14 protein-coding genes are annotated in these 13610 nt (G+C 63.5%); 8 read left to right on the top strand and 6 right to left on the bottom strand.

Features of this window, described 5'->3' with window-relative positions; genetic code table 11:
- Positions 1-139 precede the first annotated feature (139 nt).
- From THIDRDRAFT_RS02735 to THIDRDRAFT_RS02725, 3 genes are all read left to right on the top strand, one after another.
- The gene (locus THIDRDRAFT_RS02735; protein WP_007039264.1) at positions 140-700 is read left to right on the top strand and encodes a carboxymuconolactone decarboxylase family protein; all 561 of its coding nucleotides are present in this window, start codon (positions 140-142) and stop codon (positions 698-700) included.
- Between the two features lie 56 nt (positions 701-756).
- Positions 757-1803, top strand: coding sequence for a GGDEF domain-containing protein (locus THIDRDRAFT_RS23530; protein ID WP_007039263.1), 1047 nt, complete (start codon positions 757-759; stop codon positions 1801-1803).
- A gap of 120 nt (positions 1804-1923) precedes the next feature.
- Positions 1924-2865 (top strand): CysB family HTH-type transcriptional regulator, encoded by a 942-nt coding sequence (locus THIDRDRAFT_RS02725; protein ID WP_007039262.1) that lies wholly within the window; start codon positions 1924-1926, stop codon positions 2863-2865.
- Positions 2866-2909: 44 nt separating this feature from the next.
- Here the strand turns inward: THIDRDRAFT_RS02725 and THIDRDRAFT_RS02720 are convergent, their stop codons facing one another.
- From THIDRDRAFT_RS02720 to mtoX, 4 genes are all read right to left on the bottom strand, one after another.
- Positions 2910-3800 (bottom strand): DMT family transporter, encoded by an 891-nt coding sequence (locus THIDRDRAFT_RS02720; RefSeq protein WP_007039261.1) that lies wholly within the window; start codon positions 3798-3800, stop codon positions 2910-2912.
- A 66-nt stretch (positions 3801-3866) separates the two neighbouring features.
- A complete protein-coding gene (locus tag THIDRDRAFT_RS02715) occupies positions 3867-5207 on the bottom strand; it encodes a cytochrome-c peroxidase (RefSeq protein WP_007039260.1) in 1341 nt (446 codons plus the stop codon).
- A gap of 1 nt (position 5208) precedes the next feature.
- Complete coding sequence (locus THIDRDRAFT_RS02710) at positions 5209-7011, bottom strand: cytochrome c peroxidase (protein WP_007039259.1); 1803 nt, start codon at positions 7009-7011, stop codon at positions 5209-5211.
- Between the two features lie 14 nt (positions 7012-7025).
- The gene (gene mtoX / locus THIDRDRAFT_RS02705; protein ID WP_007039258.1) at positions 7026-8405 is read right to left on the bottom strand and encodes a methanethiol oxidase; all 1380 of its coding nucleotides are present in this window, start codon (positions 8403-8405) and stop codon (positions 7026-7028) included.
- 320 nt (positions 8406-8725) lie between these two features.
- Between mtoX and THIDRDRAFT_RS02700 the strand changes: the two genes are divergently transcribed.
- Entirely contained in the window at positions 8726-9307 is a 582-nt protein-coding gene (locus THIDRDRAFT_RS02700) for an SCO family protein (RefSeq protein WP_007039257.1), read from the top strand.
- 63 nt (positions 9308-9370) lie between these two features.
- Complete coding sequence (locus tag THIDRDRAFT_RS02695) at positions 9371-9736, top strand: 4a-hydroxytetrahydrobiopterin dehydratase (RefSeq protein ID WP_007039256.1); 366 nt, start codon at positions 9371-9373, stop codon at positions 9734-9736.
- Here THIDRDRAFT_RS02695 and THIDRDRAFT_RS02690 read toward each other — a convergent pair.
- Both THIDRDRAFT_RS02690 and THIDRDRAFT_RS02685 read right to left on the bottom strand, forming a co-directional pair.
- Positions 9723-11030: a dicarboxylate/amino acid:cation symporter gene (locus THIDRDRAFT_RS02690; RefSeq protein ID WP_007039255.1), complete on the bottom strand. Its 1308-nt coding sequence runs from the start codon at positions 11028-11030 to the stop codon at positions 9723-9725. The two genes, THIDRDRAFT_RS02695 and THIDRDRAFT_RS02690, sit on opposite strands and share 14 nt — an antisense overlap.
- Before the next feature lie 158 nt (positions 11031-11188).
- Complete coding sequence (locus tag THIDRDRAFT_RS02685) at positions 11189-11674, bottom strand: DUF2147 domain-containing protein (RefSeq protein ID WP_007039254.1); 486 nt, start codon at positions 11672-11674, stop codon at positions 11189-11191.
- Between the two features lie 140 nt (positions 11675-11814).
- Between THIDRDRAFT_RS02685 and THIDRDRAFT_RS23525 the strand changes: the two genes are divergently transcribed.
- From THIDRDRAFT_RS23525 to THIDRDRAFT_RS02670, 3 genes are all read left to right on the top strand, one after another.
- Positions 11815-12534 (top strand): hypothetical protein, encoded by a 720-nt coding sequence (locus THIDRDRAFT_RS23525; RefSeq protein WP_007039253.1) that lies wholly within the window; start codon positions 11815-11817, stop codon positions 12532-12534.
- Positions 12535-12607: 73 nt separating this feature from the next.
- Positions 12608-13294, top strand: coding sequence for a Crp/Fnr family transcriptional regulator (locus tag THIDRDRAFT_RS02675; RefSeq protein WP_007039252.1), 687 nt, complete (start codon positions 12608-12610; stop codon positions 13292-13294).
- A 120-nt stretch (positions 13295-13414) separates the two neighbouring features.
- Positions 13415-13594 carry a YgaP family membrane protein gene (locus THIDRDRAFT_RS02670; protein WP_007039251.1) on the top strand — a complete coding sequence of 60 codons (180 nt, stop codon included), beginning with the start codon at positions 13415-13417 and terminating at the stop codon, positions 13592-13594.
- The last annotated feature ends 16 nt before the right edge of the window (positions 13595-13610 follow it).

The raw sequence follows: 13610 nt of genomic DNA, 5'->3' as shown, positions 1-13610 counted from the left end.
AGGACAACGATTCACCTCATTCACCCTCCACTTCAAAGAGAGGGCGACCGCTCCCAAGGAATCGGTCACGGGATTCAGGCATTGCCCCCAGGGCTTCCGCCGAACAACCTGATCTAACAGACCAAACAGAGAGCCGCACATGCAACGTTACATCCTGACCGAATACGAAGACGCATCGCCCGAGACGCAGGCGGTCTATGACGACTATATGCGCATGACCGGAGACAGCTCGGTACCGATCTGGATGAAAAGCCTGGGTCATAGCTCCGCGCTGGCTCGCGCCTATTGGGAAAGGGCGAAAGGGACCCTGTTCAGTGGCAGTCTGCCGTTGCCGCTGAAAGAGATGATCGTGTTTGCCGTCTCCGCCAAACATGGCGCCCGCTATTGCTCGGCCTGCCATGCCCAGAGTGTGCTTGGTCTCGACAAGGCGCTGGAATTCCAAGACCTGTCCAATTTCGTCCATGCCGAGGCCGCCTTCACCCTGCCACCCTACTACGAGCATGTGGTCGAGTTCGCGAACAAGGTGGTCGCGGACCCCAATCAGGTCGAGGACGCGGATTTCGAGGCGCTGATGGACGAGGGCTTCAGCCGGGAGGAGATCTGCGAGATCATCGCCGTAATCGACTTGGCGTCCATGTTCAACATCTACACCAGCTCGCTCAAGATGGATCTGGATCCGAACTATCGGGCCATTCTCTGACGCCCGCCGCACTCTGCGGCGAGCCTCATTCCGAGTGACCGCTTGGGGAAGGGTACATGGATACAGAACCCAAATCGGACTGGCAGGAACGAACCACACAGCAGTTGGTGCGTTACGAGGCGCTCTTCAAACTGCTCGACGACATCCAACAAACCGAAGATATCCAGCAGATCGCACGTCTGGTCGCAACCCATTGGAAATATTTCGCCAACGTCGCCTGCTGGCGCATGGTCATACCCAATGGGAAGGGCTTCCGGGTGATCGACGGCTTTCGTGGAGAGGCCTATCTCGCGGAAGTGGACAACCTCCATCCCTGGGATGCGTATCATCTGGCCGCCCAGATGCCAATACAGGTCAAGCGATCAGAGATCCTGGACAACCCACGGCTACCGGATCATCTCGAAGGCAATGTCATCAGCGAGATTCTGGTCTTACCCTTCATCCGTCTCGGGCACTGCACCAGCCTTCTGACCGTGGCCGCACGGCGCGACCCATTCAATGATCTGGACACCCGATTCATCCGCATCTTCGGCAGCCATTTCTCCGAGCGCCTGTCCACCATCCAGTTACGACAGCAGGCGATGGAGGCACTCCTGCACAAGGCGACCCGCGACGCACTGACCGGTCTGCTGAACCGAGGCGCGATCATCGAACACCTCGGCATGCAGCTCGCACGCGCTCGGGCCGAAGAGCGACCGCTGAGCGTCGTCCTGGCCGACATCGATTTCTTCAAGGTCATCAACGACAGCAACGGCCATCTGGCGGGCGACCAGGTACTGTGCGAGGTCGCGCGCCGGCTGCGCGCGCACACCCTCGCGGGCGACAGCCTGGGACGTTACGGCGGAGAGGAGTTTCTCTTCGTACTCTATCCCTGCACCGAGGACGCGGCCGCGAACGCCGCCGAACAGTTTCGCCGGCTCATCGCCGAAACGCCCATCACCCTCCGTCGCACCCCACCGCAGAACATCATCGTCACACTCAGTCTCGGCACCTCCAACACCGATGGGCGCTCAGACGTCAGACTGGAAGAATTGCTCGAACGGGCCGACAATGCCCTCTATCGCTCCAAGGCATCGGGCCGCAACAGAGTTGCGACCGGATGAGTCTGTCGGTGCTAACCGCTCATGCGCGTATCGGACCCGCGCCCCAGACGCCCCCATAGCACGCGCAAACCATCAGCGGCCAGGTTAATATAGCCGCAGGTTATGACATGGACGCAGCGCATGAACCTTCAGCAGCTCAGATATATCCACGAAGTCGTCCGCCAGGGACTAAATGTTTCGGCAGCGGCCGAGGCGCTCTTCACCTCGCAACCCGGCGTCTCCAAGCAGATCCGTCAGCTGGAAGACGAATTAGGCGTGGAGATCTTTGCCCGCCAGGGCAAACGTCTGGTCGCGGTGACCGAGCCCGGACACGAGGTGCTGGCGATCGCCGCGCGCATGCTGGGCGATCTGGACAATCTGCGCCAGGTCGGGGCCGAGTTCAACAACGAGTCGGTGGGCAAGCTCTCCATCGCCACCACCCACACCCAGGCATGCTACGTACTGCCGAAGGTGGTCCACGCCTTCATCGAGCGCTATCCGCAGGTCGGTCTCTCCCTTCAGCAAGGCAATCCGCCGCAGGTGTGCGAGTTGGTTCGTTCCGGACGGGCGGATCTGGTCATCGCCACCGAATCGGTCGCCGACTATCCAGAGCTTCTGAGCCTGCCCTGCTACGAGTGGAATCACTGCATCATCGCCCCGCTCGGGCATCCGATCCTCGATAGCGCGTCGCTCAGCCTGGAAGAGATCGCACGCTGGCCGATCGTGACCTACGACTCGGCCTTCACCGGACGCAACCAGATCAACCGGGCCTTTCAGAGCCACGGACTGGAGGCCAGGGTGGTACTGACCGCGTTGGACGCGGACGTCATCAAGACCTATGTGCGCATGGAGCTCGGCATCGGGATCGTCGCCCGCATGGCCTACGACCCCTCGTTGGATATCGGGCTCGGGATGCTGGACGCCGGACACCTGTTCGATTCCAGCGTCACCCATCTGGGTCTACGCCGAAACGCCTGGCTGCGCGGCTACACCTACGACTTCATCGAGCTGTTCGCCCCGCATCTCACCCGCCGTGTCATCGACCATGCGCTGAAGGCCGACGGGAGCGAATACGCCATCTGAGCAACCGGCGGTTCGAATCGGCGCTGCCTCGGACCCGATAGCCGTCACCGAGCATCCGCGCGGAAGAGGGTCACGAACCAGATGCCGAGCACGATCAACGCGATCCCTATCCCATGGAAAAGCGCCAGCCGCTCACCGAGCAGCAGCATCGCAAGCAGGGCGCCGAAGACCGGAATCAGATGGATGAACTGTCCGGTCCGGTTCGGCCCCATCCGGGCCACCGCCAGATTCCAGACCATATAGGCGACGACGGAGGGAAAGACGGCGACATAGCCGATCGCCGAGAGATTGACCGGATTGAGCGCAAAACGGTGCCCCTGGGCGAGATCCCAGAGATAGAGCGGGAACAAGGGAACCAGCCCGATCGCGATGAGGATGGTAAGCAAAACCAGGGGATCGAGCCCCGACGGACGCCAGCGCAGACAGACCGAATAGAGCGCCCAGCTCAGCGCGCCTACCAGAATCCAGAGATCCCCACGGTTGAACGCCAGATCGGCGAATCGAGATGGATTCCCCTGAGTCACGATGACCAACACGCCCAGCAGCGACAGCAGAATTCCCAGTCCCTGCCAGGCAGTGACGCCCTGACGCAGCAGCAGAAAGGAAAATCCCAGAATTAGCACCGGCATGGTCGAGGTCAGCAAGGCCGCATTGGTCGCCGTGGTGTCCTGCAGCCCCAGGTAGACGAAGGTGTTGTAGCCGCTGATCGAAAGCAGCGCGAGCAGCGTCAGGATCGGCCAATGCGGCAGCGCCAGTCGCCACTGGGCGCGCAACGGAGCGGCGGCAAAGGGCAGCATGACCGCAAGGGCCAGCAACCAGCGCCAGAAGGCCAGGGCGAGCGGTGGGATCTCGGTGTGCAGGGCGCGGGCGAACACCATGTTCCCGGCCCAGAACAGGGGCGGCAAAATGGCCAACAGCCAGATGGGAAAACGCATCCAGATTCAGCTCCCAGCCATGGCCGGCGCGAATCGGTAGATCGAATCGAAACGGATAACACGGCCTTATTCAGCGGATGAGGGACGACGCTCGCTCCCGACGTCTCCGATCGGAGCGGCAAAGGCATCGAGCACCAGGGTTTCGATCGCGCCGGTGAGCGAGGTCAGGAAGGCCACCAGATCCCGGGACTCCCGTGCCGTCAGTCCGAGCGGACGGATGCGCGGATCCTGCAACGGATTGGACACCCCGCCCCGGTCGTAGAAGGCGACGACCTCCTCCAGGCGAAGGAACCGCCCATCATGCATATAGGGTGCGGTCAGCGCAACATTACGCAGGCTCGGCGTCCTGAAGCTCCAACGATCGGCCGGATCCCGGGTGATGCGGTAGCGACCCAGATCGGCCGTCCGCCGGGGACGCGAAACGGACGAAAGCGCCGCAGCGGAAAGCTCGCCGTAGACGCCCGGCGCCAACAGGACGCGGCGCGGCTCGGTCCGTCCGCGCTCATTCGGGCTCGGGTAGCCGACCCCGGTGTTGTGCAGTTCCTGGTCGGTGAATAGCGCGCTCCGCTCGCCGATGGTGTGGCAACCGCTGCATCCGGCGCGGCCGGTGAAGAGCGTGAAACCACGCCGGGCCGATGCGCTCAGGGCATCGCGCTCGCCGCCGAAATACCAGCGATCGAAGGGCGAATCGGCCGAGAGCAGCGTGCGCTCGTAGCTGGCGATGGCCTGACCGACGCTCTCCATGCTGGCTGGTCGGCCAGCGAAGGCGGACTCGAAACGTCCTGCGTAATCGGGCCAGGTTCGCAGACGTTCGAGTACGACACCGATGGACGGATTGGCCATCTCCAGCGGATTGATCATCGGCTGCCAGGCCTGGTGCTCCAGGCTGCGTTCGCGTCCATCGTGGAAGAGCCGGCGCAGGTAGGCGACGTTGTAGAGCGTGGGCGCGTTGCGACCGACGTCCCTGCCCTCCAGACCGACCGCCGTTGTCAGCTCGTTGTTGGTGAATCCCTGCTCCGGGATGTGGCACATGGCACAGGACTGGGTGCCGTTGAGCGAGAGACGCCGGTCGTAGAAGAGCTTGCGCCCGAGCGCGATCTTTTCGGCCGTCAGCGGATTGTCGGCCGGTACCGGAAGCGGCGGCAGCCCCAGCGGCGGATCGCGCGTCAGCGCCAGCAGATCCGCCTCCCGGCCGACACGTCCGCTCAACGCCAGGGAGCGGGTGCGATAGTCCGCCGATGCGTAGCCATCGCGATAGTCGCCGGGTCCGTCTACCGCCGCCGAAGCGGGCGACAGGATGCAGCACATCAGACACCAGCAGCCAGCGGCGATCGGGCGCGCAATCCCGCGCCAGGCTCGACGGACGCTCGGCGCGGGAATCGATGGGTTTCGCTGTGCGCGACCCATCCTACGGCTCCGTGCTGGCGGAATCGGCGGCGAGGCGATCGAGATCGTCGCCGGTCAGTGCGCGGAGGAAGGCGATGAGGTCCGTCCGTTCGTCGGCGCTCAGACCGAGCGGTCGGATGCGCGGATCCTGCTCCGGGTGAGGATGACCGCCGCGATCGTAATAGTCCACGACCGCGGCGAGATCGGGCAGGCTGCCGTCGTGCATGTAGGGCGCGGTCCGATCGACGTTGCGCAGACTGGGCGTGCGAAAGCGCCAGCGGTCGGCGGGATTCTGGGTGACCTCGTAGAGCCCGAGATCGTTGAAGCGGCGCTCCTCGGTTCCGGCGAGCGCGGCGGGGTCGATATCGAGCGTTACGCCCGGAGCCAGCTCCAGCCGTCGACGCGGCGGCTCGGGATGCATGGAGCGCGCCCAACCGATACCGGTATCGTGCAGCCGGTTGTCCGTGAAGAGCGCGTCCCGCTCACCGATCGCATGGCACTGGACGCAGCCCGCCTTGCCCTCGAAGAGCCGAAAGCCACGCTTCGCCGCCACGTCCATGGCATCCGTCTCGCCACCGAAACGCCAGCGATCGAAGGGCGCGCTCCCCGAGACCAGTGTTCGCAGATAGGCGGACATGGCCTCGCCAAGCGTCTCCATGTTCGCGCCCCGACCCCCGAACGCCCGCTCGAACCGCCCCTGATATTCAGGCAGCTCGCCCAAGCGATCCAAGACCATGGCGACCGAGCGATTGCCCATGCGGTCGGGATCCAGCAGCTCCTGCCAGGTCAAGGTATCCAACCCGCGCTCGCGTCCATCCAGAAAGAGCGGCTGGACGTAGGCGACATTGAAGAGACTGGCCGCATTGCGTCTGAGCGAACGCCCCTCCATACCGACGGCGCGCGACATGGCCTGACTGGTGAAGCCCTGGTTGGGGATGTGGCAAAGGGCGCAGGAGAGGGTCCCGTTCGAGGAGAGACGCCGATCGAGGAAGAGACGCCGCCCCAGATCGACCTTCTCGGCCGTCAGCGGCTGTCCCTCGATCACTGGAAGCGGCGGCAGACCGAGCGGCGGACGCGCCGCCCGCGCCAGCAGCGCGCGGCTTCCTGTGTCGGGCGGCGGTGTCCGCGCGGCCCCGTCATCGACCGCCTCCTCCTGCATCAATGTACGCAGATCCGCGAGTAGCAGGTCGGGATGGAGAAAGGAGACGCTGTAGATGTTGCGGATGCGCCGCTCGGGGTCGATGAGAAAGACCCGCAGCACATGGGCGAAACGACCGCTCGGCTGGCCTTGCGCGTCATAGAGACGGTTCATGCCTTGACCATAGGCGTCCAGCACCGGCGCCAGCGCCGCATCGGAGGCCGCGGTCAGAAAGCGCCAGTCGACCGGACCGCCGTGGAAACCGGCGCCGTAGAGACGCATCACCTCGGGTGTGTCGTGCTCCGGGTCGAAACTCAGGGTCAGCAGCCGAACCTGGCTGGCCAGCTCGGGCTCGGCCTTGAGCGCACGGAAGAGCCGGTAAAGCACGGCCGTGGCGAGCGGACAGCCGTTGACGTCGTCGCAGCTGCCGTAGATGAAGCTCAAGATGCTGTAGTGACCGGCCAGCAGATCCTCCAGCCGGACCGGCTCGCCCGTATCCGACAGGAGCTCGCCGCCTGCAGCCGGACCGATGACTGGAAGACGATAGGAGCCCGGCTCGGGCGGAGGAAAGCTCAGCGCCCGGTAGCCGGGCGCCAGAACCTGAGCCGACGCATCCGCCGCAACGGACGCAACCGGCACGGTCAGACAGACGCCCAGCAGAAGGGCGACGTCTATCCTCGAACACATGAGGCGCACCGGATTCAGTCGGTTCCCGAAACCGCCGCCAGCGCGCCGACCCGGCCGGAGGGCGTGGAACTCTCGGCGATCTTGCTCGCATAGAGCGCGCGTGAGTTGAGCGTGATCAGATGGGCGCGACCCAGCTTCTCCTTGTAGAAGTCCACCGTGAAGCCCTCGCTCAGCTGCTTGCCGTCCCAGTGGTACATCTTGAGAAACTGCTGATCGTCCTCGCCCTTCTTGTCCCAGTTGGCGAGCAGCGAGGAGGTGAAGTAGAGACGCTCGCCGTCCCAGCTCTGGGAGACCATATTGACCTGCGAGCCGATCTTGAAGGTGTCCACGAGCTTCGCATCGAAGGGATCGGAGACATCGAACAGCCGGGTCGAGCCGTCCATGAAGGTGTTGACCCAGAGGAAGCGGTCGTCGGCGCTGATGGAGAAGGCGACCGGCAGCGGAACCTTGGAGGGATCGCCGATGGTGCCGACCTCCTTGGCGGTCCAGCCCTGATCCTTGTCCTCGTAGATCAACCAGATCTTGGAGGTGAGCGCGGTGGTGGTGAAGCAGTAGTTGCTGCCCCAGGCACAGCGGATCTCCAGTGGCGCCCCCGGCACGTCGAAGACCTTGAGCGGCTTGCGCGCGTGCAGGTCCCAGACCGCGGCCGTGTTGCCGAAACGCTTCATGGCCTCCGGGTCGTTCAGCATCTTGCCGAAGTCCATCATGTAGTTCGACCAGCCGGTGAAAGAGCTCGTCACCATGAGATTCTTGGCCGGCAGGAAGCGCACGTCGTAGCCGTAACCGTCGGCAAACTGGCCCGTCTTCTCGGCGCCCTGGAGATCATCGTCGGTCGGCATCCAATGGGTCGCGACATAGTCGCCCTCGTTGCTGTACTCGACCAAGGCGGTCCGTCCACCGTGATCGGCATTGTTCGAGAGCGCGCTGATCATCATGCGCCCAGGCAGGGCATAGAAGCTGTGCGGACCGACCACCCCGCCGCTCACGGCGACGAAGTCGTCGATCACCTTGAACAGACTGGGCTTCGCCGGATCCGTGTGCACGTCGAAGATGAAGATCTTGTTGGTGTCCAAGCCTCCCGCCCAGAGATAACGGCGGTCGTCGGAATAGCCCGAGTGGTGCGCCTCGTTGCGACCGCCGACCGAGACGCTATGCAGCACCTTGCCGTAGGTCGGCGAATCCGGGTTGGCGTCGATACTGACCAGTTTGTCCTGCTCATCGCCCATCCCCTCGACGCCCAGGGTCCAGACGTAGACATAATCCTCTTGGCCGACGATTTTGGGCGAGTACGGGGAGACGCAGGTCTCGTCGGCGGAGACCGATCCGACCGCCCCCAAAACCAGCGCGCTGGTGACGCCAGCGGCCGAAACCCAGCCTGACAGTCTCTGAAACATCCCGATCCTCCTATGCTGTTGTTGTATTAAGCGGAATCGAGCCGAAGCCCTCACCCAAACCAGGAGCTATCCGAGTGAGCACCCGGCTCGTTTCCGACTCAAACGCTAGGGCAATTTCCGAGCCACGCGGCAAGCGATCGGATCGAGACGGCAAGAGGCCGGACCAAACCCAGGATTCCTGACGCCATCTGGTCGAACACCGCAGCAGGCTGCTCCAGAGCAGAGACACCTGTGCCCCGCTGAAGGCACGTCGGAAGACAATCGGTCGTCGACGCCAGCCCACAACCGATCGCTGGCATGCCACCTGCTGACCAGAGGTCATGAAAACCCTTCACGCACAGATCCTATTCCGACTCGCACTCGCAACCCTGCTGGCCCTGGCCTGCACTCATGCCAAATCCGAGCCGATCGGCGGCGACTTCCAGCTGATCGACCAGGATGGCCGCCCATTCAGCCTGAGCCAGGTGCGCGGCAAGGTCGTCGTGCTGTCCTTCGGCTATACCTTCTGTCCGGACATCTGCCCGACGACCCTGGCGGTCATAAGCGCGGCGCTCCGCCAACTCGGAGACCAGGCCGATCGGGTTCAGGGAATCTTCATCTCGCTCGATCCGGATCGGGATACGCCGGAGAAGCTGCGCGAGTACGTACGTTATTTCGATGCGAGGCTGATCGGCCTGACCGGAACGGCCAAGGAGCTAAAGGAGGTCGCCGACCGCTATCGTGTCCGCTATGCGTTCGTGGGAAAGGGAGAGCGCGAGCACTACAGTCTGGACCACAGCGCCGCTATCTACATACTGGATACGGAAGGCCGCGTTGCCCGTCTCGTTCCCTACGGACTGCCACCCGAGGAAATCGTGGAGACCGTACGCGGATTGCTCGGCACGCACAGGCCTTCTGGCTGAAGCGGCGAGACGCGCTCGCCCGATCGACCGGACCATTCCGACCATTTGAAAGGAGATCCGAAGATGTCAGAAGAAACGGTCTATGACGAGGCGGACATCCAGCATCGGCTGAAATCCGAGCTACCCCATTGGTACTACGAGAACGGCTGGATCCGGCGCAAATACCGCACCAGCGGCTGGAAGGGAACCCTCATGGTCATCAACACGGTGGGACATCTGGCCGAGGCGGCCTGGCACCACCCCGACCTGGCGGCCTCCTATGCCTTCGTGATGGTGAAGCTGATGACCCACTCGGCCAAAGGCATCACTGACAAGGATTTCACGCTGGCACGCAAAATCGAGGAAACGCTCATGTGGCGTCCCAGCGCCGAGAGCGCGCTGGACGGGACGCCGGACGATCCGCGCTACGCCTACATCAAGTACGACTGAGTCCCGGCGCCGATCCTGCGAGCTTGGGCGACTGCAGGACATGGGTCTCGCCCTCGCTACGGGCGATGATCACCGCACCGCAGGAGTCGCTGAAGACGTTCACGGTGGTGCGCATCATATCGAGGATACGGTCGACGGCCAGGATGAGGCCGATGCCTTCCAGCGGCAAACCGACGGCGCCCAGGATGATGGCGATGGCGACCAGACTGGCGGCAGGGATGCCGGCCACGCCGATCGAGGTCAATAAGGCCAAGGACACGACCAGGAACTGGGTGCCGAAGGTGAGATCCAGTCCGTAGGCCTGGGCGATGAACATGGCGGCGACGCACTCGTAGAGCGCGGAGCCGTCCATGTTGACGGTCGCACCGAGCGGGAGCACGAAACTGGTGACGCGATTGGAGACGCCGGCATTCTTCTCGACGCACTCCATGGTGACCGGCAGGGTTGCGGATGAGGAGGCGGTCGAGAAGGCCGTCAGCAAGGCCGAGCCCATCGCCGAATAGTGACGGATTGGGCTCACGCCACCGATGAAATAGAGCAGCAGCGGCAGAACCACCAGGAAGTGCGTCCCCAGGGCGAGCACTACGGTGAGGAAGAAGAGCGCCAACGGCACGAAGGCGTCGAGCCCTGTGCTCGCGACCGTCTTGGCCACCAAGGCGAAAACGCCGATGGGCGCGAAACGCATGATGAGATCTGTAATGCGCATCATGATCTCGAACACGCCTTCGAAGAAACTGGATTGCGTCTTGGCGAGGTTCTCGGGAAGGCGGGTGATGAAGAAGCCGTAGAGCAAGCCGAAAAAGATGAGTCCCAGCATCTGGCCAGCCGCCGCTGCAGCCACCACGTTGGTGGGAATCATGCGCAGGAAGACCTCCACCACGTCCCCGCCGTCCTTGTCGCCGATCTTCGCTTCGAGCGATTGGACATCGGCGCTGAACCCGAAGACCTCTTTCGGATCCCCGTCCACCACGCCTGGCTGGATCAGGTTCACCAGGATGAGACCGACCAGGATGGCGAAGAGGCTGGTCATGGCGTAATAGCCGATGGTCTTGCCACCCAGCCTGCCGAGATTGCCCGACCCGAGCCCGGAGACCCCGACGATGATCGATGAGAGGATCAGCGGAACGATCAACATCTTGAGTGCGTTGAGGAAGAGCTTCCCAACGAAATCGAAGATCGCGTAGAAAGTGACGCCGAAGAGTCCGGCTTCACGTCCGACCGCGAGCCCGACCAGAATGGCCAGGCCCAGTGCGATCAGAATCTGCCAATGGAGCTTGAGCTTGAGTGGAGACATCGTCGACTACCCTGCTTGCGTCGGCGGATTCGGGCAGCCCGATCGCTCGGGGGAAAACCCATCACCACACCATGAAATGAGTCTGAGCGCATGATGTCAGATCGTGCCCGGCCGAGCAATCGAGGTCCGGCGATACGAATCGCGCGGCCGGGTCGAGATCAGGGCTTGAGCCCGTACTTGGCGGGATCGACGCGGGTCCAGGTCTGGGTCTTGCCAAGTAGGCTGATGACCACATAACCGCGCAGTTCGAGACGATCCTTGCCGGCCAGGGTGATGGTGCCCGAATAGGTCTTGCCGTCGCGCGGATTGTAGACCTGACCGCCGGAATAGACGCCCGGCGTGTCGCCAGGCACGAAGCCCGAGAGGATCTGCAGTCCCAGCCGCTTGTGCTCGCGCAGCGCCGGGTTGGGGTTAAAGTCGTCCAGCAATGGCTTGCCGGCGCGCCCCTCGGGATCGTCGCTCGGATAGCTGGACTCCTTCATCCAGACCGTGCGGCCGTTCAATACGCCGCCAAACTCCTGCAGCCGAACCACGGCGCCGCCGTCCTGCACGAGCCAAAAGCCGACCGGCGACGGCTCCGCCGACCAAGCGGCGAGCGGCACGAGCAGAACGAGGATTCCGAGCAGGCGGAAGCGGCGCATCATGGTGGTCTCCGAGCATAATAAGAGGCGAGGTAGTTCAACATCCAAGCCTGAGCCATGCAACCGACGTCGATCCCTGTTGACGAAAATGCCGATGGGTTGCTTCGACAGGTACCAATCTTCAGACACTGGGGACACCGACGATGACGCACATACGACTGACGCATTCACCGATCGGCCTGCTCCTGATCGCCGCACTGGCGGCTCCAGGCGCGGTTTTGGCCTACGACAACAAGGACGCCATCCAATCCTGCGAGAGCCGGTTGCGCAGCGATTACGGCCTCATCGACCTGCGCGAATCGCGCGCGGAACAGATCCCGGGCGACAAGCACTATCGAGTCGAAGGCAAGACCAAGATCAACGGCACCAAATATCCCTGGCGCTGCGAGATCGACAGACGCCGCGTCGTCGACATTCGCTACCATGGACCCCGCCCGCAGAGGCCGATCGCGGGCGGCTCCACGGAGGTGAGACAGATGGCCTCGGGCGACCTCGATGTGCGCGTTCCGGGCGGTTGCCGGGCGATCTACGATCACCGAGGCAATCTCATCAGACACTACCGAAACTGTGGTACGGATGAGATGCGAAGAGCCGATCATGCCATTCGCGAGCACCTGCGCCAGAACCGTTGGGACGACGATCGTCCTGGACGCGATGACCGCCCAGGTCGCGATGACCGCGAGATGCCGCCTCAGATCCTCCCAGGCCGCCACGGCGAAACCCGAGTCCTGTTCGAGGACGATTGTCAGGTCATCTATGACCGCTCGGGTCGTCGCACGGACGCCAGCCCGAACTGCCGCAACCACCAGATCATCAAGGCCGACCGCGCCATGCTCAGATACCAGCGGGGACCCAGATATTGATCCCGCGCCCCATCCGGGATCCCGCTCGCGACCGGCAACCCCACGCGCTTTCGAACGCACCAGGACCCCCAACATGATCAGCGACCCCCAACAACGCGATCAGATCCTCGATGTCTTTCCCTTTCTGCGCGCGGCCTCGCCCGACTTCCGCGAGGCGCTGTTCGACACGGCCACGTCGATGCGTTTGCCGGCTGGGCATCTCATCTGCCAGGACGGTTCGCAGTGCGCGGCACTCCCTCTGGTGATCGCCGGAACGGGCCGCGTCTATAAGCTCGGCGAGAACGGTCGCGAGATCACGCTCTACCGGATCGAGCCGGGCGAAAGCTGTGTGGTGACCGCCTCCTGCATCCTCAGCGACCGCCCCTTCCCCGCCTTCGCCGAGTGCGAGACCGAGGTCGAGGCACTGGTGGTGCGCCCGAACGACGTGCGTCGCTGGATGGCCGATTCGGCACCCTGGCGCGCATACATCTTCGGCCTGATCGCCGAGCGGCTGCAGGAGGTCTTCGGCGTGCTCGACGCCGTGCTCTTCCAGCGCCTGGACCAACGGCTCATCGCACGGCTGTTGAGCCTGCGGACCGCCTCGCCGACGCGCGAGATCCGCATGACCCATCAGGCGCTGGCCGTCGAACTGGGGTCCTCGCGCGAGGTCATCAGCCGAGTACTGAAGGGGTTGGAGGGACAGGGGCTTTTGCGCGCCACGCGCGGGCTCATCGAACTGTTGGACATCCCCGAACTGGAACGGCGCGCGCGGGACGGTTGAAGACATTTTCAAGCGAGGGTGACAAAGTCACTGAGCGCAATAACCCAGTCCGATAGTCTCCTACCACACCAAGTCGGACCGGCCACAACGGCCGGTCGCCATCATCCTGGAGACCATCGCATGACTCAGAATCTCGGCAAGCTCGATCGCACCATCCGCATCGTCGGCGGCATCCTTCTCGTCGCCTGGGGACTCGCCTCCCAGAACTGGCTCGGCGTCATCGGCCTGGTCCCGCTTGCCACCGGCCTGATCGGCTGGTGCCCCGCCTACCGTCCGCTCGGACTGAACACCAACAAGTAAGCCTGAAATCGGTTCT

The sequence above is a fragment of the Thiorhodococcus drewsii AZ1 genome (assembly GCF_000224065.1).
Lineage (GTDB): Bacteria > Pseudomonadota > Gammaproteobacteria > Chromatiales > Chromatiaceae > Imhoffiella > Imhoffiella drewsii.
This window is presented reverse-complemented; position numbering and strand designations above follow the sequence as displayed.

Coding starts and splice junctions, on each gene's coding strand:
- THIDRDRAFT_RS02735 (WP_007039264.1), top strand. CDS start 140: ATGCAACGTTACATCCTGACCGAATACGAAGACGCATCGCCCGAGACG.
- THIDRDRAFT_RS23530 (WP_007039263.1), top strand. CDS start 757: ATGGATACAGAACCCAAATCGGACTGGCAGGAACGAACCACACAGCAG.
- THIDRDRAFT_RS02725 (WP_007039262.1), top strand. CDS start 1,924: ATGAACCTTCAGCAGCTCAGATATATCCACGAAGTCGTCCGCCAGGGA.
- THIDRDRAFT_RS02720 (WP_007039261.1), bottom strand. CDS start 3,800: ATGCGTTTTCCCATCTGGCTGTTGGCCATTTTGCCGCCCCTGTTCTGG.
- THIDRDRAFT_RS02715 (WP_007039260.1), bottom strand. CDS start 5,207: ATGGGTCGCGCACAGCGAAACCCATCGATTCCCGCGCCGAGCGTCCGT.
- THIDRDRAFT_RS02710 (WP_007039259.1), bottom strand. CDS start 7,011: ATGTGTTCGAGGATAGACGTCGCCCTTCTGCTGGGCGTCTGTCTGACC.
- mtoX (WP_007039258.1), bottom strand. CDS start 8,405: ATGTTTCAGAGACTGTCAGGCTGGGTTTCGGCCGCTGGCGTCACCAGC.
- THIDRDRAFT_RS02700 (WP_007039257.1), top strand. CDS start 8,726: ATGAAAACCCTTCACGCACAGATCCTATTCCGACTCGCACTCGCAACC.
- THIDRDRAFT_RS02695 (WP_007039256.1), top strand. CDS start 9,371: ATGTCAGAAGAAACGGTCTATGACGAGGCGGACATCCAGCATCGGCTG.
- THIDRDRAFT_RS02690 (WP_007039255.1), bottom strand. CDS start 11,030: ATGTCTCCACTCAAGCTCAAGCTCCATTGGCAGATTCTGATCGCACTG.
- THIDRDRAFT_RS02685 (WP_007039254.1), bottom strand. CDS start 11,674: ATGATGCGCCGCTTCCGCCTGCTCGGAATCCTCGTTCTGCTCGTGCCG.
- THIDRDRAFT_RS23525 (WP_007039253.1), top strand. CDS start 11,815: ATGACGCACATACGACTGACGCATTCACCGATCGGCCTGCTCCTGATC.
- THIDRDRAFT_RS02675 (WP_007039252.1), top strand. CDS start 12,608: ATGATCAGCGACCCCCAACAACGCGATCAGATCCTCGATGTCTTTCCC.
- THIDRDRAFT_RS02670 (WP_007039251.1), top strand. CDS start 13,415: ATGACTCAGAATCTCGGCAAGCTCGATCGCACCATCCGCATCGTCGGC.